Source organism: Amycolatopsis sp. cmx-11-51 (assembly GCF_047608665.1).
In the GTDB taxonomy this organism is placed as follows: domain Bacteria; phylum Actinomycetota; class Actinomycetes; order Mycobacteriales; family Pseudonocardiaceae; genus Amycolatopsis.
On sequence record NZ_JADNQO010000005.1, the window covers coordinates 108,119 to 130,787 of the forward strand.

20 protein-coding genes, 1 tRNA gene and 3 pseudogenes are annotated in these 22,669 nt (G+C 68.0%); 12 read left to right on the top strand and 12 right to left on the bottom strand.

The window, feature by feature from the left end:
* The first annotated feature begins 377 nt into the window (after window positions 1-377).
* The 3 genes and pseudogenes from ACM6LU_RS20020 to ACM6LU_RS20030 all read left to right on the top strand — a co-directional run.
* Window positions 378-674, top strand: coding sequence for a TetR family transcriptional regulator C-terminal domain-containing protein (locus ACM6LU_RS20020; protein ID WP_414939547.1), 297 nt, complete (start codon window positions 378-380; stop codon window positions 672-674).
* A gap of 247 nt (window positions 675-921) precedes the next feature.
* On the top strand, window positions 922-2,775 hold the full coding sequence (locus ACM6LU_RS20025; protein WP_414939241.1) for an AMP-dependent synthetase/ligase: 1,854 nt from the start codon (window positions 922-924) through the stop codon (window positions 2,773-2,775).
* A gap of 124 nt (window positions 2,776-2,899) precedes the next feature.
* Window positions 2,900-3,299: pseudogene (locus ACM6LU_RS20030) on the top strand (maleylpyruvate isomerase); the annotation flags it as partial.
* Here the strand turns inward: ACM6LU_RS20030 and ACM6LU_RS20035 are convergent.
* On the bottom strand, window positions 3,296-4,189 hold the full coding sequence (locus ACM6LU_RS20035; RefSeq protein WP_414939242.1) for an SDR family NAD(P)-dependent oxidoreductase: 894 nt from the start codon (window positions 4,187-4,189) through the stop codon (window positions 3,296-3,298). The pseudogene ACM6LU_RS20030 and the gene ACM6LU_RS20035 sit on opposite strands and share 4 nt — an antisense overlap.
* Window positions 4,190-4,560: 371 nt before the next feature.
* On the opposite strand from ACM6LU_RS20035, the gene ACM6LU_RS20040 reads away from it, so the two are divergent.
* On the top strand, window positions 4,561-5,775 hold the full coding sequence (locus ACM6LU_RS20040) for an MFS transporter (RefSeq protein WP_414939243.1): 1,215 nt from the start codon (window positions 4,561-4,563) through the stop codon (window positions 5,773-5,775).
* Window positions 5,776-6,175: 400 nt separating this feature from the next.
* Here the strand turns inward: ACM6LU_RS20040 and ACM6LU_RS20045 are convergent, their stop codons facing one another.
* Window positions 6,176-6,382: a hypothetical protein gene (locus tag ACM6LU_RS20045; RefSeq protein WP_414939244.1), complete on the bottom strand. Its 207-nt coding sequence runs from the start codon at window positions 6,380-6,382 to the stop codon at window positions 6,176-6,178.
* A gap of 66 nt (window positions 6,383-6,448) precedes the next feature.
* Here ACM6LU_RS20045 and ACM6LU_RS20050 point away from each other — a divergent pair, with 66 nt between their 5' ends.
* From ACM6LU_RS20050 to ACM6LU_RS20065, 4 genes are all read left to right on the top strand, one after another.
* Window positions 6,449-7,672, top strand: coding sequence for a GGDEF domain-containing protein (locus ACM6LU_RS20050; RefSeq protein WP_414939245.1), 1,224 nt, complete (start codon window positions 6,449-6,451; stop codon window positions 7,670-7,672).
* A gap of 207 nt (window positions 7,673-7,879) precedes the next feature.
* Window positions 7,880-10,057 (top strand): phospholipase A2, encoded by a 2,178-nt coding sequence (locus ACM6LU_RS20055; protein WP_414939246.1) that lies wholly within the window; start codon window positions 7,880-7,882, stop codon window positions 10,055-10,057.
* A 386-nt stretch (window positions 10,058-10,443) separates the two neighbouring features.
* Complete coding sequence (locus tag ACM6LU_RS20060) at window positions 10,444-11,847, top strand: LCP family protein (RefSeq protein WP_414939548.1); 1,404 nt, start codon at window positions 10,444-10,446, stop codon at window positions 11,845-11,847.
* A 329-nt stretch (window positions 11,848-12,176) separates the two neighbouring features.
* Window positions 12,177-12,647: a helix-turn-helix transcriptional regulator gene (locus tag ACM6LU_RS20065; RefSeq protein WP_414939247.1), complete on the top strand. Its 471-nt coding sequence runs from the start codon at window positions 12,177-12,179 to the stop codon at window positions 12,645-12,647.
* Between the two features lie 71 nt (window positions 12,648-12,718).
* Here the strand turns inward: ACM6LU_RS20065 and ACM6LU_RS20070 are convergent.
* Window positions 12,719-14,180, bottom strand: a pseudogene (locus tag ACM6LU_RS20070) (flavin-containing monooxygenase).
* Between the two features lie 122 nt (window positions 14,181-14,302).
* On the opposite strand from ACM6LU_RS20070, the gene ACM6LU_RS20075 reads away from it, so the two are divergent.
* Both ACM6LU_RS20075 and ACM6LU_RS20080 read left to right on the top strand, forming a co-directional pair.
* A complete protein-coding gene (locus ACM6LU_RS20075; protein WP_414939549.1) occupies window positions 14,303-14,860 on the top strand; it encodes a TetR/AcrR family transcriptional regulator in 558 nt (185 codons plus the stop codon).
* Between the two features lie 232 nt (window positions 14,861-15,092).
* On the top strand, window positions 15,093-15,506 hold the full coding sequence (locus ACM6LU_RS20080) for a hypothetical protein (RefSeq protein WP_414939248.1): 414 nt from the start codon (window positions 15,093-15,095) through the stop codon (window positions 15,504-15,506).
* Window positions 15,507-15,509: 3 nt separating this feature from the next.
* On the opposite strand, the gene ACM6LU_RS20085 is transcribed toward ACM6LU_RS20080, so the two are convergent.
* A complete protein-coding gene (locus ACM6LU_RS20085; protein WP_076162544.1) occupies window positions 15,510-15,731 on the bottom strand; it encodes a DUF3618 domain-containing protein in 222 nt (73 codons plus the stop codon).
* Window positions 15,732-15,855: 124 nt separating this feature from the next.
* Here ACM6LU_RS20085 and ACM6LU_RS20090 point away from each other — a divergent pair.
* Window positions 15,856-15,929: transfer RNA gene (locus tag ACM6LU_RS20090), tRNA-Leu, on the top strand.
* 21 nt (window positions 15,930-15,950) lie between these two features.
* Here ACM6LU_RS20090 and ACM6LU_RS20095 read toward each other — a convergent pair.
* From ACM6LU_RS20095 to ACM6LU_RS20130, 8 genes and pseudogenes are all read right to left on the bottom strand, one after another.
* A complete protein-coding gene (locus ACM6LU_RS20095) occupies window positions 15,951-16,214 on the bottom strand; it encodes a hypothetical protein (RefSeq protein WP_414939249.1) in 264 nt (87 codons plus the stop codon).
* 43 nt (window positions 16,215-16,257) lie between these two features.
* Window positions 16,258-16,881, bottom strand: coding sequence for a nucleotidyltransferase domain-containing protein (locus ACM6LU_RS20100; RefSeq protein ID WP_414939250.1), 624 nt, complete (start codon window positions 16,879-16,881; stop codon window positions 16,258-16,260).
* Window positions 16,882-17,134: 253 nt separating this feature from the next.
* Window positions 17,135-17,734 (bottom strand): dihydrofolate reductase family protein, encoded by a 600-nt coding sequence (locus tag ACM6LU_RS20105; RefSeq protein ID WP_414939251.1) that lies wholly within the window; start codon window positions 17,732-17,734, stop codon window positions 17,135-17,137.
* A 5-nt stretch (window positions 17,735-17,739) separates the two neighbouring features.
* Window positions 17,740-18,543 carry a metalloregulator ArsR/SmtB family transcription factor gene (locus ACM6LU_RS20110; RefSeq protein WP_414939252.1) on the bottom strand — a complete coding sequence of 268 codons (804 nt, stop codon included), beginning with the start codon at window positions 18,541-18,543 and terminating at the stop codon, window positions 17,740-17,742.
* Between the two features lie 33 nt (window positions 18,544-18,576).
* Window positions 18,577-19,584 (bottom strand): methyltransferase, encoded by a 1,008-nt coding sequence (locus tag ACM6LU_RS20115; protein ID WP_414939253.1) that lies wholly within the window; start codon window positions 19,582-19,584, stop codon window positions 18,577-18,579.
* Window positions 19,585-19,678: 94 nt separating this feature from the next.
* Window positions 19,679-20,266 (bottom strand): SDR family oxidoreductase, encoded by a 588-nt coding sequence (locus ACM6LU_RS20120; protein WP_414939254.1) that lies wholly within the window; start codon window positions 20,264-20,266, stop codon window positions 19,679-19,681.
* 13 nt (window positions 20,267-20,279) lie between these two features.
* On the bottom strand, window positions 20,280-21,044 hold the full coding sequence (locus ACM6LU_RS20125) for an aminotransferase class IV family protein (protein ID WP_414939255.1): 765 nt from the start codon (window positions 21,042-21,044) through the stop codon (window positions 20,280-20,282).
* A 153-nt stretch (window positions 21,045-21,197) separates the two neighbouring features.
* Window positions 21,198-21,627, bottom strand: a pseudogene (locus ACM6LU_RS20130) (PHP domain-containing protein); the annotation flags it as partial.
* 60 nt (window positions 21,628-21,687) lie between these two features.
* Between ACM6LU_RS20130 and ACM6LU_RS20135 the strand changes: the two are divergent.
* On the top strand, window positions 21,688-22,632 hold the full coding sequence (locus tag ACM6LU_RS20135) for a LysR family transcriptional regulator (RefSeq protein WP_414939256.1): 945 nt from the start codon (window positions 21,688-21,690) through the stop codon (window positions 22,630-22,632).
* Window positions 22,633-22,669: the final 37 nt, after the last annotated feature.

Below are 22,669 nucleotides of genomic sequence, written 5' to 3' on the forward strand. Positions count from 1 at the left end.
CCACAGGGGAAAGGTCTACGTCACACTCGCGGCGAGAGCGAACATCGAGACTAACAGCGGATTCGCGAAAGACCGTCTCGTCTCCCCCGACGGGGCGAGGTGATCACCTTTTTGCCACCGGTTCCTGAATCAGCTTCACCATTCGCGCGGTTGCGCCTCGGCCATGGCAGCCGCGCCCGCCCGCCGCTCCGCGGCCAAAGACCGCCTTTGAAGACGGCGGCGAGGATCGTCGCGGCCGAGGTCGGCCGGGCGCCCTTCTACCACACTTCCCCGGCAAGGAGGACCTGGTCCGCGCCTACCTCGGGTTCTTCGCCGCCGCGGGGGACGAGAAGTCAGAACCTTCGAAAATACTCGAAATCCTCGGGGTCGTCGAGGAGATCTGCGCGCCGGGCTTCCGTGGCTGCCCGTTCACCAACGCGGCCGCCGAGTACCCGGATCCGGAGCACCCCGTGCGGAAGGTCGTGCGCGAACACCGGACGTGGCTCCGCGACTCGATCGCGGAGATCGTCGGCGCGACAGGGCACCCGGCCCCCGAAGCCGCCGCGCGGGAGCTGACCCTGCTGCGCGACGGCGCCATGGCCGGCGGCTATCTCGAAGACGCCGCCGAGGTGCGCGATAGCCTCGCGCACGCCGCCCGCTCGGTGCTCAGCTCCGGAGTTCCCGAAGCGTCGTGACGGCGCGAAGCCGTCTGCCCGATCGAACGCGTTTCGCTTGTGCGCCAAGGGATCGGCCGCGCCGAGGTGGTCGAAGCCGGTCACGGTGGTCATCGTCGGCGAGAGCGCTCCGGAAGTCCGCGACTGACGTGATGGAACCGGAAAAGGTGGACATTTCGCGTAGCGCAACCGTGGCCGCGATTCTCTATCCACCACTGACCAGAGCCCTTACAGTGGGCCTGATCAGGCAGCATCGAGGAGGCCAGCGTTGACCAACCAGCCGACCGTCGCCGAGCAGATCGAAGGCCAGACCATCCCCGCCCTGCTTCACCGCAACGCCCAGGAGTTCGGTGACCTGCCCGCGGTGACGTCACTCGACATCGAGGGCAAGCCGACCTTGAACTGGCGTGAATTCCGCACCGCCATCGCCGAGGTGTCGCGCGGGCTCGCCGGGCTCGGGCTCGGCTCCGGCGACCGGATGCTGATCATGGCGCCGAGCAGTCCCGAACACCTGATCGCCGACCTCGCCGCGGCCCATCTCGGCGCGATCCCGTGCACCGCGTACGCGACGCTCAGCCCGGAGCAGATCGGGTTCGTCGCCCGGCACAGCGCCGCCGGCGTCGTCGTACTCGCCGGTGCCGACGAACTCGGCCGCTGGTCCCAGGTTCTCGACGACCTGCCCGCGCTGCGGCACATCGTCCTGCTCGACGCGTCCGTGATTCCCCATGGCGACAAGCGTTTCCTGTCGTTCGCCGACCTGCGAGCGGCGGGCGCGGAAGCACACGCCGCCGATCCGGAGGCGTTCGAGACGGCATGGTCCGCGATCGGCCAGGACGACCCGTTGTCGATGATCTACACCTCCGGCACCACGGGCGACCCCAAGGGTGTCGTGCTGTCCCACCGCAACGCGATCTACCAGGCCGCCGCCGTCATGAGGCTGCACGAGTCGCCGATGCACGCCACGAACATCGCCTACCTGCCGCTCGCGCACATCGCCGAACGCGAACTGTCGATCTACATGCCGATCGTGTGGGCCGGGCACGTGCACACCGTCGGCGACCCGACCGCCGTCGTCGGCGCGCTGGGCCAGGTGCACCCGAAAAGCTTCTTCGGTGTCCCGCGGGTGTGGGAAAAGATGGTCGCGGGCCTGAAGAACCTGCTCGGATCGCTGCCGGAAGACAAGCGGAACGGGCTGATCGGCGCCAACGAACTGCTGCAGCAGGGCTACAAACTGCGCAGCGACGGCAAGGAGGTCCCGCCGGAACTGGCGGAGAAGATCGCGCAGACCGACGCGGCCGCGCTCGCGCCGATACGGGCCATGCTGGGCCTGGACCAGGTCGAAGTCGCCTCCAGTGGTGCCGCCGCGCTGCCGGTGGAGATCCTCTACTTCATCGCCGGGCTCGGCGTCGAAATCCAGGAGGTCTGGGGCCTGTCCGAGACCACTGGCGCGGTCACGTCCAACACACTGTCGGCGTTCAAGGCGGGCTCGGTCGGGAAGCCGCTGGAAGGCATCGAGGTGAAGGTCGCCGAGGACGGCGAACTCCTCGTCCGCGGCGCGATCGTGTTCCTCGGTTACCTGCAGGAAGACGGCTCGATCAAACCGGACGTCGACGCCGACGGCTGGCTCGCCACCGGCGACATCGGGACGATCGACGAACGCGGCTTCGTCACGATCACCGACCGCAAGAAGGAACTGATCATCACCTCGAGCGGCAAGAACATCGCCCCGACGAAGATCGAAGGACTACTCAAGGAGCACCCGCTGATCGGCCAGGCCGTCGCGATCGGCGAGAAGCGGCCCTACGTCACCGCGCTGATCATCGTCGACGAGGAGATCGCCCCCGGCTGGGCCACCGCGAACGGCATCCAACTCACCGAAGGCGAATCGCTCGCCGACAACGCGCAGGTGCGCGCGGAGATCCAGAAGGCCGTCGAGGCCGCGAACGCGCGGCTGGCGCGGATCGAGCAGATCAAGCGGTACCACGTGATCCCGAAGGCGTGGACGCCGGAGAGCGGCGAGGTGACCCCGACGCTGAAGCTGAAGCGGCGGATCATCAACGACCGGTACGCGCCCGCGATCGCGGACCTCTACGTGGCCGGCGCTCCCGCCGCCGGTTCCTGAGCGAGCGGCCCCCACCCCCCAAGTCCGTGAAGGACTCCTTGAGGGACCCAGAGTCCCTCAAGGAGTCCTTCACGGACCCGCCACCCGACGGCACGTGGCCTCCGCCGGGACCGGTTCCGGAAAGGTGATCGTGCGTCTCGCCGCCGCGTACCAGGAACCCCGGCTCCTCAAGTTCCACCTCGACGACGTCGGTTCCGCCGCGGGCCGACCTCGCCGACCCCGGGATGCGGGTCACCACCCGCGACGTCGTGCTCAGCGCGGGTGACTTCCTGTCCGCGTACGTCCTGGAATGGACGCTGCACCACCTCGACCTCGTCGCGCACCTGCCGCACCTCAAGGGCCCGGCCGAAGACAGCCTCGCGAAGACAAGGCGGATCCTGGAGCAGCGCACCGGGGAGCAGTTCCCGGCGTCGTTCTCCGACACGGACGCGCCGCTGGTCGGCACCGGACGCCGCGAGCCGGCCGGTGCGGAGAAGGCCGAGTTGGGCGAACTGGCCGCGAAGCTGCCGTTCGTTGTCGGCTAAGCGGTCCGGGTCGACTCCGTCCACTTGCGCAGCCGGGGTGGGACACGCTTCTCGAGACCGTAGTTCTCCAGGTGCGCGCTGAAGACCTCGTCGAAGGCGCGCTGCACGGTCTCGGTGTCCCACACCGGCCGCTCGAGGATGGGTTGTTTCAGGTACGGCTGTCCCATGACGTGCAGTTGCGGCCCGTTGCAGCGGATCATCTGCCCGGTGATCCCGTCGGAACCGGCACCGAGCAGGAAGAGCACGACCGGCGCGATCCGCGACGGGGTCCGGTCCGGCGGGCAGGCTCGCAGCGACCGTTCGGACTTCCACACCATCCGGGTATGCGCGAGCGGGCAGACCGCGTTCACCCGGATCCCGCTCTCCTCCAGGTCGAGCGCCCAGGAGTAGGTCAACGAAGCGACGGCGCCCTTGCTGGCGGCGTACACCCCCAGTTTGCGCTGCCCGAGCGACGCCCCGGACGAGATGTTGACGATCGAACCCGGCTTGCCGCGCGCGACCATCGCCTTGATCGCGGCGAGACCGGTGTACATGACACCGAGGACGTTCACCTCGACCAGTTCGCGGGCCTGCTCGACGTCGTCCTCCCACGGAAACGCCTCGTAGTTCAGCCCCGCGTTGTTGACCAGCCCGTCGATCGCGCCGAACTCGGTGAGACAGAGGTCGACGATCTCCTGCGCCTGCTTCGGATCCGCGACGCTGTGCCCGCTGGCGACCGCCCGTCCACCGAACCGGCGGATGTTCTCCGCCGTCCGGTCGGCCAACGCGACATCGATGTCGTTGACCACGACGGCCCCGCCCGCCCTCGCCACGTGCACCGCGAACGCCTCACCGAGACCCTGACCCGCCCCGGTCACGACGACGGCCTTGTCGTCGAGCAAACCGTTCATCGCCTTCACCCCTTTTGCCCGGCCGGCCTCCACCTCCAGACCGGTCTCCCCTCAGTGTTGACCCATTCGGCCCAGCCGCAGCTCCGGCGGCGGCGAACGGCGGGCGGGCTGCGCCGAGCGAGTGCGGAGCGATCGGCGCGCAGATACTCGCGGACGAGTCGAACCGGCGTCACTCACCGCTCAGAAGGCGTAGCTCGATCGGCCTAACAGGCGAAGGATCGGCCGGTCTTCTGTTCGTCTCCCTGTAGCCGGAGGCATACTGAACGTTGAACGGCGGGGTATGAACTGTGACTCCCTCGACGGCCTCGTAACAGAGCAGGCAAGAATGCGAGAGAGCTAAGTTCACCCGATCGGGGGGAGGTGGTCACCCAGTGAAGACGAACGCGGCGCCGCGGATGACCGCCGCCCTCGCGAACCGCGAGTTCCGCGCCCTCTGGCTCGCCGAGGTGCAGTCCCTGATCGGGGACCAGCTCACCATCGTCGCGCTGGCGATCCTCGTCTACGACCGCACCGGTTCCGCGCTGCTCTCGGCGGTGGTCTATTCGCTGACCTTTTTGCCTGCCTTGGCCGGCGGCCTCGGCCTCTCCCAGCTGGCCGACCGCTACCCGAGGCGCACCGTCCTCGTCTTCTCGTCGCTGATCCAGGCGGTGCTGATCGCGATCATGGCGATCCCCGGCACCCCGCTCGCCCTGTTGTGCGGGCTGGTGGTGCTGGCGCGGCTCGCGAACGCGCCCGGCAACGCGGCACAGAACGCGCTGGCCCGCGAGGTGTTCACCGACGACGACCTCTATCTCAAGAGCCAGGACCTCCGCGGCATCTCCACCAACACCGCCATGCTGCTCGGCCTGGCGGGCGGCGGCCTGCTGGTGTCACAGGTCGGGGCGAGCTGGGCGCTGGCGCTGGACGCGGCGACGTTCCTGCTGAGCGCGGCCGTGGTCCGCTTCTCCGTTTCCCGGCGGGCGGCGGCGTCCGACGGCGGCGACAGCTGGTTCGGCGCGGTGAAGCAGGTGTTCGGCAACCGTCACCTGCGGGTACTGGTCTGGTTCTCGTGGCTGGTCGGCCTGGCCGTGATCCCCGAGGGGCTCGCCGCGCCGCTCGCCGCGGAGATGGGTGTCGGGAAACAAGCCGTTGGCTGGCTGTTGGCGGCCGATCCGCTGGGATTCGTGATCGGCGCGTTCCTGCTGTCCCGGTTCGTCTCCGCGGAACAACGGAGGAAGCTGCTGGGTGTGCTCGCGGCCCTGCCGATGGTCGCCCTGATCGCCTTCGCGCTCAAACCGGGTCTGATTCCGGCGTTGCTCCTGCTGGCGGCGGCGGGTGCCGCGGGGGCGTACCTGATCACGGTGAGCGCCACGTTCATCACCTGGGTCCCGAACGAGCTACGGGGCGGTGCGGGTGGGGTGTACCGCACGGGATTGCGGGTGGCTCAAGGAATAGGGGCGGGACTCGGCGGGCTCGCCGCCGATCGGCTCGGAGCCGCGACCTCGGCCATCGCGCTGGCAGGCGTGGTCGGCCTGCTGCTGGCCGTACTGGTCGCGCTCAGCTGGGGGCACCTCAACGGATCCAGCCCGGAACCGCTGCTGTCATGACGAATCCACACTGGACGACCCCCGGGGCGGCGTGGCCGCCCGGCGGGTTCGTACTCGGAATTCTCGACGGGACACTGCTTCGACGCTCCGATCATCAACACCGGGTCCTTCGACGCCGGGGTAAAAAGAAACGACTCTCGATCAGAAGTCACGGCTCGACACTGTCACACACCTCCTGGCCACCTCGTCGCTGCGAACTAATACCTTGCCCGGGCTCAGAAGTCACGACTGGACACTATCCGTCACCCCTTCCGCGTCGCGTCTCGAAAAACATTCAGCTGTCAAGATCAGAAATCACGGGACACGATTGCCACCTCCGGTCCTCGTTCGGGGGCACCCTTGCCGGTGTCGAACAACTTATGCGATGGGATGATACCGGCCGTGGAATACGAACGGTGTCTCAGTCGGTACCGGTGAGATTACTCAGCCGTGCCGTCCGCGCGGAAAGAGGTAGCAATTGCCAGCCGAGTCCGGTGACCGCCGCCAGCGCGGCGACGGCACCGGCGACCTTGACGAGCGAGCGGCGGCGGCCGAGAGCGGTGCACCGGTGACCGAAGGCGGGCGATCGAGCCCGGAAGGTGACCAGGCCGACCCGCCGCAGCGCCATCCCTACGATCCCAGGGCCTGGGCGCTGTGGCAGCGGCCGAAGCGTTTCATCGCGTTCCTTTTCGCCATGGAGGCGATCGGAATCGCGATCATGGTCGTCGCGACAACGCATTCCGCTACCCCAGAAAGAATCGACTGGGTTCGTTTCGCGATTCTCGCCGTCGGCGCCACGGCGCATATTCAGTTCACCCAGCGGCAAGAAGAAAGACGGCGCGATCGCAGCCGCACCGTTCTCATCGACCTCACCGCCGTGTGGACATTTCCGGCCGCGGTCATCCTGCCGCTTTCGCTGACGCTTTCCATCATCGCGCTCGTCCGAATCCAGCATTGGTTCATCGCCCGGCGGCCCGCGCACAACTTCGTGTTCTCGTCGGTCACCCACGGCGTTTCGGTGACGTTGGCGTCGCTCACTTTCGCCGCGTTCGGCCCACATGAATGGGGGCGGATTTCCGACTGGGGCACCCTCGGCGAGTTCGGTGTTCTGATCATCACCGGACTGGTCTTCGAGGCGGTACAGATCGCCTACATCGGCGGCATCCTCGCGATCGGTTCACCAAAGCGGCCGTCGATGTCGACCGTGCTCGGCAATAGGGCGGACAACCTGCTGGAGGCCATCACGATCGGCCTCGGCGCGGTCACCGCGGTGCTGCTGTTGATCATGCCACCGATGGTGATCGTGATGGCCGTGGTGACGGTGGTGTTCAACCGTCTCGCCGAGATCGACCAACTGCAAAACGACGCGCGGACGGACCCGAAAACCGGCGTTCTCAACATGCGCGGATGGTCGGAGTCGGCCGATCGGGCGCTCGGCAGGACTGCCCGATCGGACGACAACCTGGCCCTTCTGATGATTGATCTCGATCACTTCAAGTGGATTAACGACACATATGGACACCCCGCGGGCGACGACGTCCTCCGCGATGTGGCACGGAAATTGGACGAGGTCACCCGGCCCGCCGACGTCATCGGCAGGTTCGGGGGCGAGGAATTCCTCGTACTTCTGCCGGATATCGACGAAACTTCGGCGAAACTGGCCGCCGAGCGAGTGCGCAGCGCTATCGCCGAACTGCATATAGTGACTACCGACAAAAGGGGCAGCCGCGTCACCATCTCGGGCCGTACCACCTCCATCGGGGCGGCCCTATTACCTCGTCACGGTGAATCACTGGAGGAACTCCTGCACGCCGCCGACGCCGCCGTCTACGTGGCCAAGGAGAACGGCAGGAACCAGGTGCGGTTCGCCCAGGACAGGGACCGGCCCGTTCCTCCGCCGCCCACCGCCGAGGACTGAACGCGACCATTCCCTCCCCGAGTACGTGAATCGTCACCGAGTCCGTGAAGGACTCCTTGAGGGACCCAGAGTCCCTCAAGGAGTCCTTCACGGACTTTCACTCGCGCCTCAGTGACCCCACTGGTCACCGCCATCAGGGCACCCGGTGGGTGTTCCCGGGGGTTGTCCGGATGTCGGCATCGATCGGCGGATGGCACCCTGGACGCCATGCCAGCGACAGCCGACCTCGACCGACCGCCTGCCCGGATCCGGCGGCCATGGTCGACTTCGGGCTGGTTACTGCTGGTCACGGTGCTGGTGTTCGGTTTCGGCCTGATCGCGTCGCGGCCCGCGTCGCCGCCGGACCATGGGCCGCCGGCGGGTGACCTCCTCGCCGCCCAGAACGCGGTCGACGCGCTGGTGCGGCCTGGCCCGGTCGAGAACGTCATCGCCGAACTGCCCGCCGACTTCACCGCGGTCAGCGGGATCACCCCTGGAGTGATGACCGCGCGGGACGGCACCGTGCGCGCCGTCCACACCGACGGTGGCTGCTCGGCGCCCTGGGGCGACGACAACACCAAATGGGACTACGCCGTCCCCTGCAGGGCCCACGACCTCGGTTACGACATCCTCCGCTACGCCGAGCGCAAGGGGCACCCGCTCGGCCAGGAGGCGAGGTCCGCGCTCGACGACCGGCTCTCGGCCGACATGCACCACGCCTGCGTCATCAACCCGATGGACTCGCGCGGCACCTGTGAGGTCGTCGCCTCCCTCTACACCGCCGGTCTCGTGCTCAACTCCTGGCATCAGCGCTGGGGTCCGCCGGTCGGCGATCCGCTCGGCCCGATGATCGTCGGGGTGCTGGTGGTCGGCGCGCTGCTGGTGTTCCGCCTCCGCGGCTGGGTCCGCATCCGCCGGACCGTCGTCACCCTCCCCCGCGAGCCGCGTCCGGTGGTCCCGGTCGGCCGATGGGCGTTGCTCGGGGTCGCCGGTGTCGTACTGATGTTGCTCGGCGAATCCGCCGTCGCGCTCGCGCACTGGGCGGGGGCGCCGGAGCGGTCGCTGTGGCCGTTCACCTGGCTCGCCCAGCTCTGTCCGCTGATCTTCTTCGCGGTGGGCCGGATCAACGAGGCGGGCTGGCGATCGATCCGCGCGACCGGCGGCCGCTATCCGCAGTACCTCGCCGACCGCGCGAGCCCGCTCCTGCGCCCGGCGCTGATCTTCGCCGTCGTCGCGCTGGGGGTCCCGCTCGCGCTGGAGGTGCTGGGGATCCCGACCGGCACGAACGCCACGGTCATGCGGATCGCGCTGCACCCGCTCTGGCTGCTCGGCGTCTTCCTGCTGGCCGTCGTGCTCGCGCCGACGCTGCTGATGCTGTACCGCCGGACGCGGACCGCGTCGGTCGCCGGGCTGCTGACACTGATTTTGGCGAGCGAGGCGGCGGCGCAGTGGTCGGGCTCGGCCATCCCGCGCATCGCGGAGACGTTGTTCCTCGCCCTGTTCGTCCAGCAACTGGCGTTCGCCCACGCCGACGGCGTCCGCCTGCCGCGTGGCGCGCTCGTGGCGACGGCGTTCACCGGCGTCACCGGGCTGGGCATCGCGGTCGCCGTCCGCGGTGAAGGACCCATGCTGCTCGGCGGTCCCGGCGCCCCGGCGGCGCTGTCGGGGCCGCCGTGGGGCGTGCTCCTGCTCGGCCTGGTCCAGCTCGCGGTCCTCGGCCTGCTCGCCCGGCCGCTGGCCAGGCTCGGTGAACGTCCCGCGATCGCCGCCACCGCTCACCTCGTCCTCCGCGCCCCGATGAGCCTCTACCTCGGCTTCCTGTCCGCGATGCTGCTGCTCGTGGCGGTCGTCTACCTGCCGGGCCCGTTCGTGGACGGTCTCAGCTGGCTGGCCCGGCCGAGGGTCCTGCTCGCGCTCGCTCTGCTGGGCGTCCCCGCCGTCCTCGTCTTCTGGTGGTTCGAACGCCACCGGAACACTCAACCGCGTGGACCGCAGCAACGGGTGGTCGACGAACCGGGCCCGCGCGCCGCGCTGTTCTGCCGCGCCGCGGCGACGGTCGGGATGGCGTACGCGATGCTCGGGGTGTTCGGTTTCGCGCTGGCCCGCTTCGGCGGCGCCTCGGCCGACGCGGACCTCCTCGGGCTCCGGCTCGGGCCGGTCCAGAGCCTGGCCAATCTGCTGCTCGGCGTGTACCTGCTCCACACCGTGCGGAACGGCACCAGCCGGATGACCGGGACCTGGCTGGTCTGTGCGGTCGCGTGCGCGCCGCCGCTGATGGGCGCTCTGGACGGTAAACAGGTGAGCACCGCCTCCATCGCGCTGCCCATCGCGACGATCGTCGTCGCGATGCTCGCGGCGGCCGCCACGCTGGTCCCGGCCCGCGCGGCCCGACGCGTTCTTCCCTGAGCCGCGCGGCGCTGACCTGGCCTTATCCGTACCATTGACCGAGAACCGGTGGTGCTCGCCACATCTCCAGGGGGATGTGTAATCCTGCGACAACCCTCGACAGGCACCATGCGTCCCTTGAGGAGACCGTCAACCGGTAACGAAGAGAAGGAGCAGACCGCGTGGAGTACCCGCCTCGGAATGGGTATGGGGATCGACGTCCCGCCCGGCCAGGGCAGGACGCGCCCGGACGCATTCCTTCCCGCCCGGCCCCGCCGCGTGGGGCCAGGACGGCACCCGCCCGCCATGCCGCGGGCCCGCCGCCCCGGCGCCCGGAACCCCGGCGCACCCCGAGGCGATCGTTCCGCGGACCCAAGATCGCGCTGGGCCTCGTCTCGCTGCTGGTGGTGGGCCTGACCGGCTACGCGTGGGCGGCGATGGACGGCCTGACCTTCGCGAACGTCGGCATCGGCGCCGATGAGGGCGACAAACCCGCCGACGGCGCCCGCGACATCCTGCTCGTCGGCCTCGACAGCCGCACGGACGCGCAGGGCAACCCGCTGTCCAAGGAAGTCCTCGCCCAGCTGCGCGCGGGACAGGCCGACGGCGAACTGAACACCGACTCGCTGATCTTCGTGCACATCCCGAACGACGGCTCCAAGGCCGTCGCGATCTCCCTGCCCCGCGACTCCTACGTCGACATTCCCGGTGGCTTCGGCAAACACAAGATCAACTCCGCCTATGCCCGCGCGATGCTCGACGAGCGCAAGACGCAGCAGGAGAACGGCGTCTCCGACCCGAAAGAACTCGACCAGAAGGCCAACGAGGCCGGGGCGAAGACCCTGATCAAGACGGTCGAGCAGCTGACCGGTTCGACCATCGACAACTACGCCGCCATCAACCTGCTCGGCTTCAGCGAGATCACCCAGGCCATCGGCGGGGTCGACGTCTGCCTCAACGACGACGTCAACGACCAGTTCTCCGGCGCGAAGTTCACCAAGGGCCCGCACACCATCTCCGGTGTCGAAGCGCTCGGCTTCGTCCGGCAGCGCCACGGGCTACCGCGCGGCGACCTCGACCGGGTCGTCCGCCAGCAGGTGTTCATGGCCGGGATGGCGCGCAAGGTGCTCTCGGCGGGCACGCTCGCGAACCCTGGCAAGCTCAACGACCTGATCGCGGCCATCAAGAAGTCGGTCGTGCTCAACCAGAACTGGGACATCTTCGGCTTCGCGCAGCAGATGAAGAACCTGACCGGCGGCCAGCTCGAGTTCCGGACGATCCCGATCGTCAACATCGAGTACAAAACCCCGAACGACGGCGTCGCCATCCAGGTCGACCCGAAGCAGGTCAAGAACTTCGTGCAGGGGCTCGCGGGCCAACAGCCCGGCGAGCAGCCGCCGCCGTCCTCCGAATCGCCCAACAAGGCGACCACGGTCGACGTCCGCAACTCCACGAACCGGGACGGACTGGCCTCGACGGTGCTGAAGCAGCTCGTCGACAAGGGCTTCACCGCGGGCGACACGGCGACCGCCAGTGCGCGCAGGAAGACGGTGGTCTGGGTCGCCAAGGGCCAGAAGGCGGCGGGCCAGGCGGTCGCCGACGAACTCGGCGGCAATCCGACCGTCCAGGAGGACAAGAGCGTCGAGGCCGGGCACGTGATGGTCTTCCTCGGCTCGGACTTCAAGTCGGCGAGCGGCACCGGGGGCTCCGGGTCCTCACAGAACGCCGCCGGTTCGTCGGCCGCGGCGCCGCCGCCCGAGCAGTCCGGCGGGAAGCCGATCACCGCCGAAGGTGTCCCCTGCGTCAACTGACGCCCTCGCCGCACGGCGCCACCTCGGCACAGCACCTCCTCCGGCGCGTGTCGCGAAAGCCACTTTCGCGACCTCAGGCGTCCCGAAAGTGGCTTTCGCGACACGGCCGCACCGAGGGTGAGCGGCGTCGGTGTTCCACGACACCCACCCGAACACCTCTCAGAACAAGCATTCCTTCACCCATTCGGCCCAACAGGTCGAAAACGGTATGAAAAGCACCCCCGAAACCGCGTAAGAGCGGGCGTCCTGCCGACTTTCATACACGTGAGGGCGCTCGTCCCGCTTTTAGTCGAATGGGATGAGCGGTGGAGAAGGGCAGGGGATGGGGAGTGCTGATCGACGCTGAGAGCTATCAGCGGATACTCGGAGACGAGCTCCGCAAGCTCCGCCGCGAACGTGGCTGGACACGCAAGGAACTGAACCAGCATCTGCAGAGTGAGATCTCGCTCCAGACGCTGGCGACCTACGAGTTGGGCACCCGGCACTGTTCCGTGGTGCGCCTGGTCGAATTGTGCGTCGCGATGGACGAGCTGCCACAGGATCTGCTGGCCAAGGTGCATCGCCGGGTGTTCGTGGACGAACCGGGCCGCGTCCGGATCGACCTGCGCCTGGTGCTCAAGGACGACCAGGAAGAACTGTTCCCCCTGCGACGGTGGGCGGACGACCGGCTCAGGCGGTCGGGCGACGCCGGGAGCGCCGAAGTCGACCTCGACTTCGCGGCGCTGGAACGGATGGCCGAACTGTGCGGCATCCCCACCGTCGATCTCATCGGAAGGCTTCGCCGGCTCAACCCCTCATGAGCGCGGCATCCCCGGGTCCGTGAAGGCCATGCCCCCCATCTTGGCTTTCACGGACCCTCCCTCGTTCGTACTCAGCCGAGGAGTTCGTAGTCCTCGCGACGCACCTTGCGGGTGTCGAGCCAGTACCGCCAGGTGAAGCCCGGCCAGATCGTCCGGTTGACGCCCTTCGCGTCCAGGTACCAGCTCTTGCAGCCGCCCTGGGTCCAGATGCCCTTGGCGAGCTTGCGCTGGATCTCGGTGTTGAACCGCTCCTGTGCCTCCGGACGCGGGTCGAGCGCCTTGCCACGCCCGAGCCGCAGCGCTTGTGCGACGTAGGAGATCTGCGCCTCGATCATGAACACCACGGAGTTGTGCCCCAGCCCGGTGTTCGGGCCGAGCAGGAAGAACAGGTTCGGGAAGCCGGACACGGTGATGCCCTGATAGGTCCGCATCCCCTCGGCCGACCACTCCTTGCCGAGGTTGCGCCCGTCCCGGCCGATGATCTCCAGGTCGTCGAAGGCGTCGGTGACGTGGAACCCGGTGCCGTAGATGATCGCGTCGACCTCGTGCTCCACCCCGGAGCCGTCGACGACGCTGTGCTCGCGCACCTCGGTGACCCCCGGTGGTGACGACGTCGACGTTGTCCCGCGCGAGTGCCGGGTAGTAGTCGTTGGAGACCAGGACCCGCTTGCAGCCCATGGTGTAGTCCGGCGTCAGCTTCCGGCGCAGTTCCGGATCCTTCACGCTCTTGAAGATGTTGCGCTTCGCGATGCGCTCACCGATCTTCATCACCCACGGCTGCCCGTTGAAACCGATCGCGCGGGCTTCGAGGCCCCAGTAGAGGACGTTGCGGAAGACGCGCTGCAGCAGGGGCACCGAGCCGAAGGCCTTCTTGAGCGCCGGCGGCATCTCGCGGTCCGGCTTCGGCATGATCCACGGCGGCGTCCGCTGGAAGAGCGTCAGCTCGGCGACGTCCGCCGCGATCCGCGGGACGAACTGGATCGCGCTCGCACCGGTGCCGACCACGGCCACCCGCTTGCCGTCGAAGTCGTAGTCGTGCTCCCACCGCGCGGAGTGGAACGCCCGGCCTTTGAAGTTCTCGATGCCCGGCAGCGCCGGGATCTGCGGCAGGTGCAGCGCACCGACTCCGGCGACCAGTGCCGGCGCGACGAACTCTTCGCCCGACTTCGACGCGACGTGCCAGCGGTTCTCGTCGGCGTCCCAGCGGGCGCCGGTCATCTCCTGGCCGAAGCGGATGTAGCGGTGCAGGTCGTACTTCGCGGCGACGTCGCGCATATAGCGCCAGATTTCCGGCTGCGGCGAGTACGCGCGAGACCAGCCGGGGTTCTGCTCGAACGAGAACGAGTACATGTGCGAGGGGATGTCACAGGCGCAGCCGGGGTAGGTGTTGTCCCGCCACGTGCCGCCGACGTCGTCGGCCTTCTCCAGGATGACGAAGTCTTCGCGCCCCTCTTTCCGCAGCTGGATGGCCATGCCCAGACCGGAGAAGCCGGTCCCGACGATGACGACACCGGTCTCGGTGCGGTTGCCCATGACCCCGACCCCTCCTTCGTATTACCTGTTACCGAGAGTTCACCTTACTTGAAGTAGGTTACCTTCGGTAGAGTGTTGTGGTGACGACGGCGAAGCGCAAACGCATGCCCCGTGCGGAGCGGATGCGGCAGATGATCGAGATCGCCGAGGAGGTCTTCTCCGAACGCGGCTACGGCGCGGCGTCGATGGACGAGATCGCCGAACGCGTCGGCGTCTCGAAGCCGATGTTGTACGAGTACTTCAACTCGAAAGAGGGGCTGCTGCTGGCCTGCATCCAGCAGTCGAGGGCAGCGCTGCGCGAGGTCACCGAACGGGCGACCGTCGGCGCCACCACCGCCGAGGAGGCCTTGCGGCGGGGACTGCTCGCCTTCTTCGTCTTCATCCGGGAACGACGGCAGGCCTGGTCGCTGCTCAGGCACGAAATGGCGCTCATCGGCACCCCGGCCGCCGACGAGATCGAGCAGACCCGGCGCCAGCAGACCGACCTGATCGCCGCACTGATGAGCGGCTACTTCGAATCGGGCGACGACCTCCGCGCCGAGGCATCGGCGGAGTTCGTCGTCGGCGCGTGCGAACGGCTCGCGATCTGGTGCGAGCGACACGAGGACGTCAGCCCCGAAATGGCCACCGAATACGCGATGGACGTCCTCTGGTCAGGCCTGTCCGCGCGGGCCCACTGAAGCGACTGTGAAGATGCGCGTGCATTAGGCCATTCGGTCGTCACTCAGAGCACATTGCCCCCAGTGTCTTGTGACACAGAGTTGTCCTACTGTATCGATGACACTGTAGAAACCCTAATGGACCTCCACGACCTCCGCCAAGAGGGGGCGCCACCACCGAAAGTGGCGTCATGGCGGTGGCGTGGCTCAGTCCACAGAGTGACGCATGCTCGCGAGGAGAGGGGTGAGGCGGATGACCGAACCGATCACCGCGTCGTATTTCCAAGAGGACGACGACTGGAAGGTCACGGTCAGCGGCTCCGGCAAGGAACTGACCGGTCGCGCGCCGGGCATCATCGCGGCGAGGGACCGGGCCGACCAGCTGGTCGAGGAACTGTCCCCGCCGGAACGGTCGACCGTGGTGCACCTGCTCAACGGCAGTGCCCTCGAGTTCACCGCCGCCTACATGACGGCGCGGCTGACGCTCCCGGAGATCGAACCTCTCGAGGTTCCTCCCCCGGCGAACGGCAAGGCGAAAGAGAAGATCGCCGCCAAGCCGCCGATACCCCAGGGCAAGGAACTCCCGAAGGCCGTCGATGAGGCGAAGGTGCCCGAGGAGAAGGCCGAGCCCGCCAAGACACCCGCCAAGGCGGCCCAGACCTCCTGAGAACTACTTCAGGAGCTTGCGGATCAGCAGCACGCCGATCAGCACCGCCCCGCCGATGAGCGGGTACTTCACCTTGGGCTCATCCAGCTTCGCGCGCAGGCCGGTCTTCGCGGAATCCACCAGCTTCGCGGGGTTCGCCTTCGTGCCCAGTTGGTCGAGCGTGGCGACCAGTGCGTTCCTGGCCTGCTTGATCTCACGCTCGATGGTCTCGGGATCGCGAGCCACGTGTCCTCCTCGCCGCGACGAACTTGCAGGGGGCCCACGTTAGAGGACGCCACCCCCTTCGGCGGCACCGGCCACGCCGAGAAACGCCGATCGTGTCGCACGCTACGATTTCAGGGCGGTACTGGGGCCCGTAGCCCAATTGGCAGAGGCACACGGTTTAGGTCCGTGCCAGTGAGAGTTCGAGTCTCTCCGGGCCCACCCCACCTGCTCGCGGCTCGCTCAGCGGGCAGCAGCCACCCGGCGAGCCGTCTCGACCAGGGTCTGAGCCGCCCGGCCCGCGCGCTTGAACTCATCCGCCGTAGCCGGCGCTTCATCATGGTTCTCACCCCGCGCATGTTCGCCCAACCTGGCACAGCAGATGACGTCGGACGCGATTCCGGCGTGGACACACAAGGTCACGTATGCGTCGGCCGCGTCCTCGTGCTCGTCGGCGAGTTCACGGATCGTGTCCGCGGCCTCGATGAACTGGCTCGCCTTGTGCATGCGCCCTCGCCGGACACCCCCGCCGCACTCCCTGGTTCGCACGTCAGCCTTTTCTCTTTCGCAAGTGGCCTGCCAGCCATGCCCTGCTCCCGGCCACGGTGAGCCCGTCTCGTGCCACATCACGCAGAACGGCCTCGTCGTACGCCCGGTCGGCGAGTTCGGCTTCCGTGAACTCCAAAGGACGAGTGTCGTTTCCGACCCAGCGGGTCACCTCGATCGCCAATGCGTGAATTTGCGTTTCCCACCGGTCGTCGTCGGCGTCATCCGGCCGGATCAGCAGGAGGTCCACATCGCTGTCCTCCGTCATCCCGCCGCGCGCCGCCGAGCCGAACACCGCGGCATAGACCGGCGGGATCTCCCAAGACTCCAGGCGGTCTTCGATGCGTTCCAGGAGCGTCTTCTGAATCTGGGAGAGCCCGATGATGTGCTCCGCCGCGAGATGCTCACGGTTGAGCCGGTACGCGAAGGCGTTCCCGACCCGGTCGGACAGCACGACACCCTGCTTCGCCAGGCGCCGAAGCACCTTGCGAATCCCCTCCTCCGAATGCCTTGCCAGAAGACGATGCAACTGCCCGGTCGTGAAGATGCCGTCATGATTGGCGAGCACGGCGAGGACGTCGCCGTCGAGCGTGGGGGTGACCGTCATCAACGGTCGGCTCAAGTCCACGATCCAACTCCCTGAAGCAGTCTTCGGCAACGCCAAGTATAGTACTGAATACCCAACTATAGTACATATACCAGTCTTATAGTTGGCTCAAAGACTCCATCGGTGGCCATACCCGACGCGACGGCGCTCGAACGCGGAATCTCCGCCTGGTCAGCGCCCCTGGTACCGGGGATTTCGTTTCACGTGTCATGCCACCACGATCGCGCGGGAACACCCGGCGTCGCGTCGGTGACGTTCACCTTGTTCGGAGTGATCAGCGCACGCGGTCGTAGACCAAGGCCAGCTCGCCAAGCTCGCCGGCTTCCTGGTACGTCAGCTTCCACTTCGAAGCCGGCAGGCCGTCGACGAACAGCCGCTGCCCGCCGCCGGTGATCTCGGGGCAGATCATCAGGTACAGCCGGTCGATCAGGTCGTCCGCGAGCAGGGCCTTGATGACGCTCGCGCTGCTGTTGACCAGGATGTCGCCTTCACCGTCGGCCTTGAGATCGGCGACGACCTCGGCGGCGGGGGCGTTCACGACACGGGCGCGGTCCCACGGGGCCTCGGTCAGCGTCGTGGAGAAGACCACCTTTTCCGCGTCCACCAGCCACTTCGCGTAGGCGCGGTCGCGCGGGTCGGCGTTCTCGTCGCCGGCGACCATCGGCCAGAAGCCAAGGAAGCCCTCCGCGTTCAGTCTGCCGAGCAGCGCGGTCGTCGCGTTCTCGTGGATGCGGGCGAGGTGTCCGCGGGCGACGTCGGTGGTGGCGTACGAGACGATCGCTCCCATGTCACCGGGGCCACCGGGGCCGCTGTAGTGGCCGTCGAGAGTGAGGCCGATGTTCGCGGTGACGCGGCGGCCGGTCGAGTTCGTCATGTCGTTCAGTCCTTTTCCTGGGTGAGCCGGGCTGTGAGCTTGTCGAGCACCTGACCCCAGCCGGTTTCGATCCCGGCGATGAAGGGGACGGCCTCGACGGTGGTTTCGGTGATGCGCAGGTCCAGCCGGAGCCGGGTTCCGCCCGGCGCCTCGGTGAACTTCAGGTCGTAATGACCGGTGAAGAAGGTCTTTCCCTTGGCGTCCAGCACCGAGAGTTCGAACTCGAGTCGCTCGAGTTCCTTCGCGGCGTGGACTCTTCCGGTCGAGCGATACCGCCCCTCGGCGTCGCGATAGTCGAGAACGGCACGGCCGCCCGCCCACGGTTCGATGACGCAGTCGGTGACGGTCATCGACGGCGGAGCCCACCAGGACGCGAGCAGATCCGGCTCGGTCCAGTGCCGCCAGGCGACGTCCCGCGGCGCGGCCAGCAGGCGGTCGAACGAGAACGCGCGTCCGTCCGCCCACCTATCGCGGTCCGCGGCGGCGGAGTCCGCGCCGATCTTGGCTTGGTAGCGCGTGAGGACATCTCGCTCGCCCTCGTTCGCTCCGATGGTCGCGATCAGCTCGCCCAGCCGGTTTTCGAGATCCTTCAGCGGAACCGTCTCGACCGCGTAGACGCGACGCTGCCCGAGCGGGAAGACCGTCACGAGACCGACGCGAGCGAGGGTCTGGAGGTGCTTGGTGGTCTGTGGTTGCCGGAGGCCGGTCAGCTCGGCGAGCTCACCGACGGAACGAGGCCGTTCGGCGAGGAGTTCGACGATGCGCCACCTCGCTCCGTCTCCCAGCGCCGCTGCGATCTGCTGTTCCATGCCCCGAAGTATTCACTCAAGAGAATATTCTTGTCAAGGAATATCTTGGATACGGAACTCCAGGAGGCTCCGCTCGTCGGTCAACGTCGTGACGGAGTCGAAGACCAGGTCGTGGGCGGCGGCGAGTTCACGAAGTTCGACGAGGCGCCGCTCGCGGCCGCCGTAGAGCACGAGCATGACCAGGTCCCACTCCGTTTGGGCCCCCAGCCCGCCGACCGCCTCGATGACGAGGACCCGGCCTCCGGGACGAGCCGCTTCGGCGCAGCGGGCCAGGATTCGGTGCGCGCGCTCGTCGTCCCAGTCGTGGAGGATGTCGGAGAGCAGATAGGCGTCCGCGCCGGCCGGGAGCGGGTCGAAGAAGCTGCCAGCGGTCACCTCGGTCCGGTCTTCGAGTCCCTGCGCACGCAGCTCCTTCTCGGCGCCTGCCGCGGTGGGCGCGAGATCGACGAGATGGCCGCGTACCGAGGGGTTGGCCGTCAGGATCGCGGCGAGCAGACTGCCGTGGCCGCCGCCGACATCGACGATCGTGCCGAAACGGGACCAGTCGAAACCACCGACGAGCCCCGGGATCTGCGCACTGAACCGCTGGGTCATCTGGTGGTCGAACGTCTCCCGGAGGCGCGGGTGCTCGGCGAGATCGGTCCAGAAGTCCTGGCCGTAGCGACGGAGGTAGCCCGCCTGGCCGGTGGCGATGCTGTGCGCGAGTTCGACGAACGCCAGCTCACCTCGCCCTCCGGCGGCCTTGATGTCCAGCAGACCGGCCAGGCCGTTTCCCGCGGCGGCGCGGAGATTCGCGCCGTATTCGGTGGTCCGGTAGCCGTTCGACGTCCGTTCGAGGACGCCCAGGGTGACGAGGTGACCCAGCAGCAGATCGAGCGCGAGCGGGGACTGGCCGAGTTCCGCCGCCAGTTCACCGGCGGCCGCACCGTCGCCGGACAGCCGGTCCGGCAGGCCGAGGGTGACCGCGACCCGCAGCGCCATCGGCGTCGCCAGCCCGGCCAGTCGAAGGAGTTCGTTTCTGTCGTCGTCTTGGTTCGCCACGAAGATCCACGATGGCAGCCCCGTCAAACGGGAATCCGGCCACGATCTCCCGCACACTGGCGGGCAATGTCTCCAGCCCGGCCCCGGCGGCCTTTCAGGGTGTCAGCGTCCGCCCGGTGAGGTCCGCGGTCTCCACGGCCTCGACGTAGCTCCGCGCGACCTCCGCCGCCGGGGTGCCGCCGTCCGGTTCGCCGAGCGCGGCCAGCGTTTCGCTCACCCAGCCGGGACTGACGGCGTTGACGCGGAGACCGCGTGGCAGTTCGCGCGCCGCCGCCGCGACGAACGCTTCGAGGCCGGTGTTCGTCAGGACGCCGAACGCGCTGCCGCGCAACGTCTCCGGGATCCGGCCAGCGGTCAGCGTCACCGACCCGCCGTCCGGCAGGTGCGGGATCGCGTGCCGCAGCAGGAACACCTGGCCGAGCAGTTTTCCTTGCAGGCCTTGGACGAACTCCTCGTCGCTGCCGCCGTCGACCGGGACGAGCGAGCCGCTCCCCGCACAGCACACGACGTGCTCGATCCCCGGTTCGGCGGCGAACACCGAGTCGAGCGTGCCGGGCCGCTCGACGTCCACCTTGAATTCGCCGGAGCGTGAGGCGGGGAGCACGGTGTGCCCGCGCGCGGTGAGGGCTTCGGAGACCGCGGCCCCGATCGTTCCGGTGGCACCGACCACGAGGATCTTCATCGGCGTCTTCCTTTCAGGGCTGGATAAGGGGTTCTGCCTGGTAAGCCTGGTGCAGCGAGGCCACGAAGGACGGAGCGTCCGGCATCGGCGTGGCGCCGATCCGGCGCACCGCGATCCCCGGCGTCCACGAGTTCATGACCACCGCGCCCGCGAGTTCCGGCAGAGCGGCGAGGGTGATCTCCTGGACCCGTTGCGGCACTTCCAGCCGCCGTCGCAAGATGTCCATCGTGGTACCCCGCAACAGACCGGCGTCGGGCCACACCACCGTATCGCCGTCCCAGAACGCCAGGTTCCAGATCGTCGCCTCACTGAGCCTGCCCTGGCTGTCGACGAACGCGGCGTCGTCGAACCCTTCGGCCACGGCCTGACGCCCGAAGTAGGTCTTCGCCATCTCGCCGGTGTGCTTGATCGAGGGCAGGACGCGTTCGTGCTCGACGGCCGCCAGCGTCAGCGGACCTTCCGGACCGGACGCCGGTGGCCGGGTTCGGATGAGGACTTCGAGTTCGCCCGGCAGGTGGATCGTCACGGTCAGGGAGACGTCGGCCGGACCGGACTCCAACGCCGTCCGCAGGTACGAGCGGATCCGGTCGTCAGGCACCGCACCGCCGAACAACTCCATGGACGCGGTCCGCAGCCGGTCCAGATGCAGGTCGAGACCGCGGACCCGGCCGTCACGCACCTGCATGGCCGTGAAGTGGGCGAACCCAGCGAAAGCCAGCGGCGCCAGGTCTTCCGCGGACGCCGTCCGCCCGTTTCGCTGTGCGACGAAGGAACTCATGCCCACAACATAATCCGGTCGCCTCGGCTCAGCGCGGCGTGCTGCCGGGAATAAACTTCGGCTCTCCCAAGGGCATCGAGGTGACCGCGACCGGGGTTTCCCCCTTGTGCGCCAGCAAGGCCTGTTTCAGTTCGAGAACCGCGTCCTCGTCGTCTCGTCCGACTTACTCAGCCGGAGCCTGGTCCGCACCTCACCGGACGGGCACCCGATGGTCGCGATGATGGGGTTCCCGGTCCATCCGCGGTTTGCGGTAGCAGCCCTCCAGACTGGCCAAAGAGGACAGTCGGAAAAGATTCCGCAGACCGGCCGCGTTCTCCGCGACCATGGTCGTACGCGTGTAGGCGCCGCCACCGGAGACGTCACCGCCGCGACGGTCCCAGAACACCGGCTTATCGTGGAAACGCGACTCGGGCGCGAGGGAAACCTCGATGCCGATCACCGGTTTGAGCCCGGCCTGGGTGGACTGCCGGTAGAACTCGTCGGCGCCCCACATGTTCCCGTGGTCGGTCATGCCCACCGCCGGCGTGCCGAACCGCTGGGCCTCGGTGAACAGCGGCGCTATCTTGGCCGCGCCGTCGGGCATCGAGTTGTCCGACAAGCGACACGCGGCGAGCGACAACCACGAGTGGTAAGAGGAGGACACATGGAACTCGACCTCGGCGCGGTGCGCGCTTTCGTCGCGGTGGCCGACGACCGGTACTTCGGCGAGGCCGCGATCCGGCTGGAGGTGAGCCAGCAGGCCATCTCCAAGCGGGTCGCGAAACTCGAAGCCGATCTAGGCGTGCGACTGCTGTCGCGGACGCGCGGAGGGGCCGAGCCGACCGAGGACGGCGAGGAGTTCCTCGCGCACGCTCGCGCGCTGATCAGCCTCGCGGACCACGCCGTCGAGCGTCTTCACGACAGGCGCCGTCCACTGCGCGTCGACGTCCTCGGCACACGATTGGCGACCATGGAAGTGATCCGGGCCTTCCACGCCGATCACGACGACGAACTGGAACTCGTCACGCCCGGACTGGGCGCGGTGCGCCGTCCGATGCTGCCCGAGTCGGTCGATGCCGCCTTCGCCCGTGTCAGCGCCGTGAAGGACCCCGCGATCGCCCGCACACCCGCCTACCTGGAGCCGGCGAACCTGCTGGTCGGGCGGCGGCATCCGCTCGCACGGCGACGGCGGGTGGAGATGGCGGAACTCGACGGCCTCACGGCCTGGATGCCGTACAACGCGCGGGCCAGCGAATGGGCGGAGTTCTGGCAGGAACTGTGCCCGGCGTTCGGCGTCCTCGTCGACACCGACGGCCCGAACTTCGGACTCGAACACCACATCGAGGTGCTCAGCGAGTCGAAGGACCGCCTGGGTTTCGTCGGCGCGAAGATGCACGTGCCCCGGCATCCGGACGTCGTCCAAATCCCGCTCGTCGACCCGACGCCGGTATATCCGTTCTCCCTGCTGTGGCGGCACGAGAACCGGCACCCGACGCTGCCGCTGCTGATCGAGCACGTGCGGTCCGGTTATCAGCCGTTCGACGCGGAGCGGCAGTGGCTCCCAGTGGCGGACCGGGCGGCCATGAGCGCCGCGGCCTGGAGTACATGAAGGCCCCCTTCAGGTACTTGGGCTTGCCTCGCAGGAC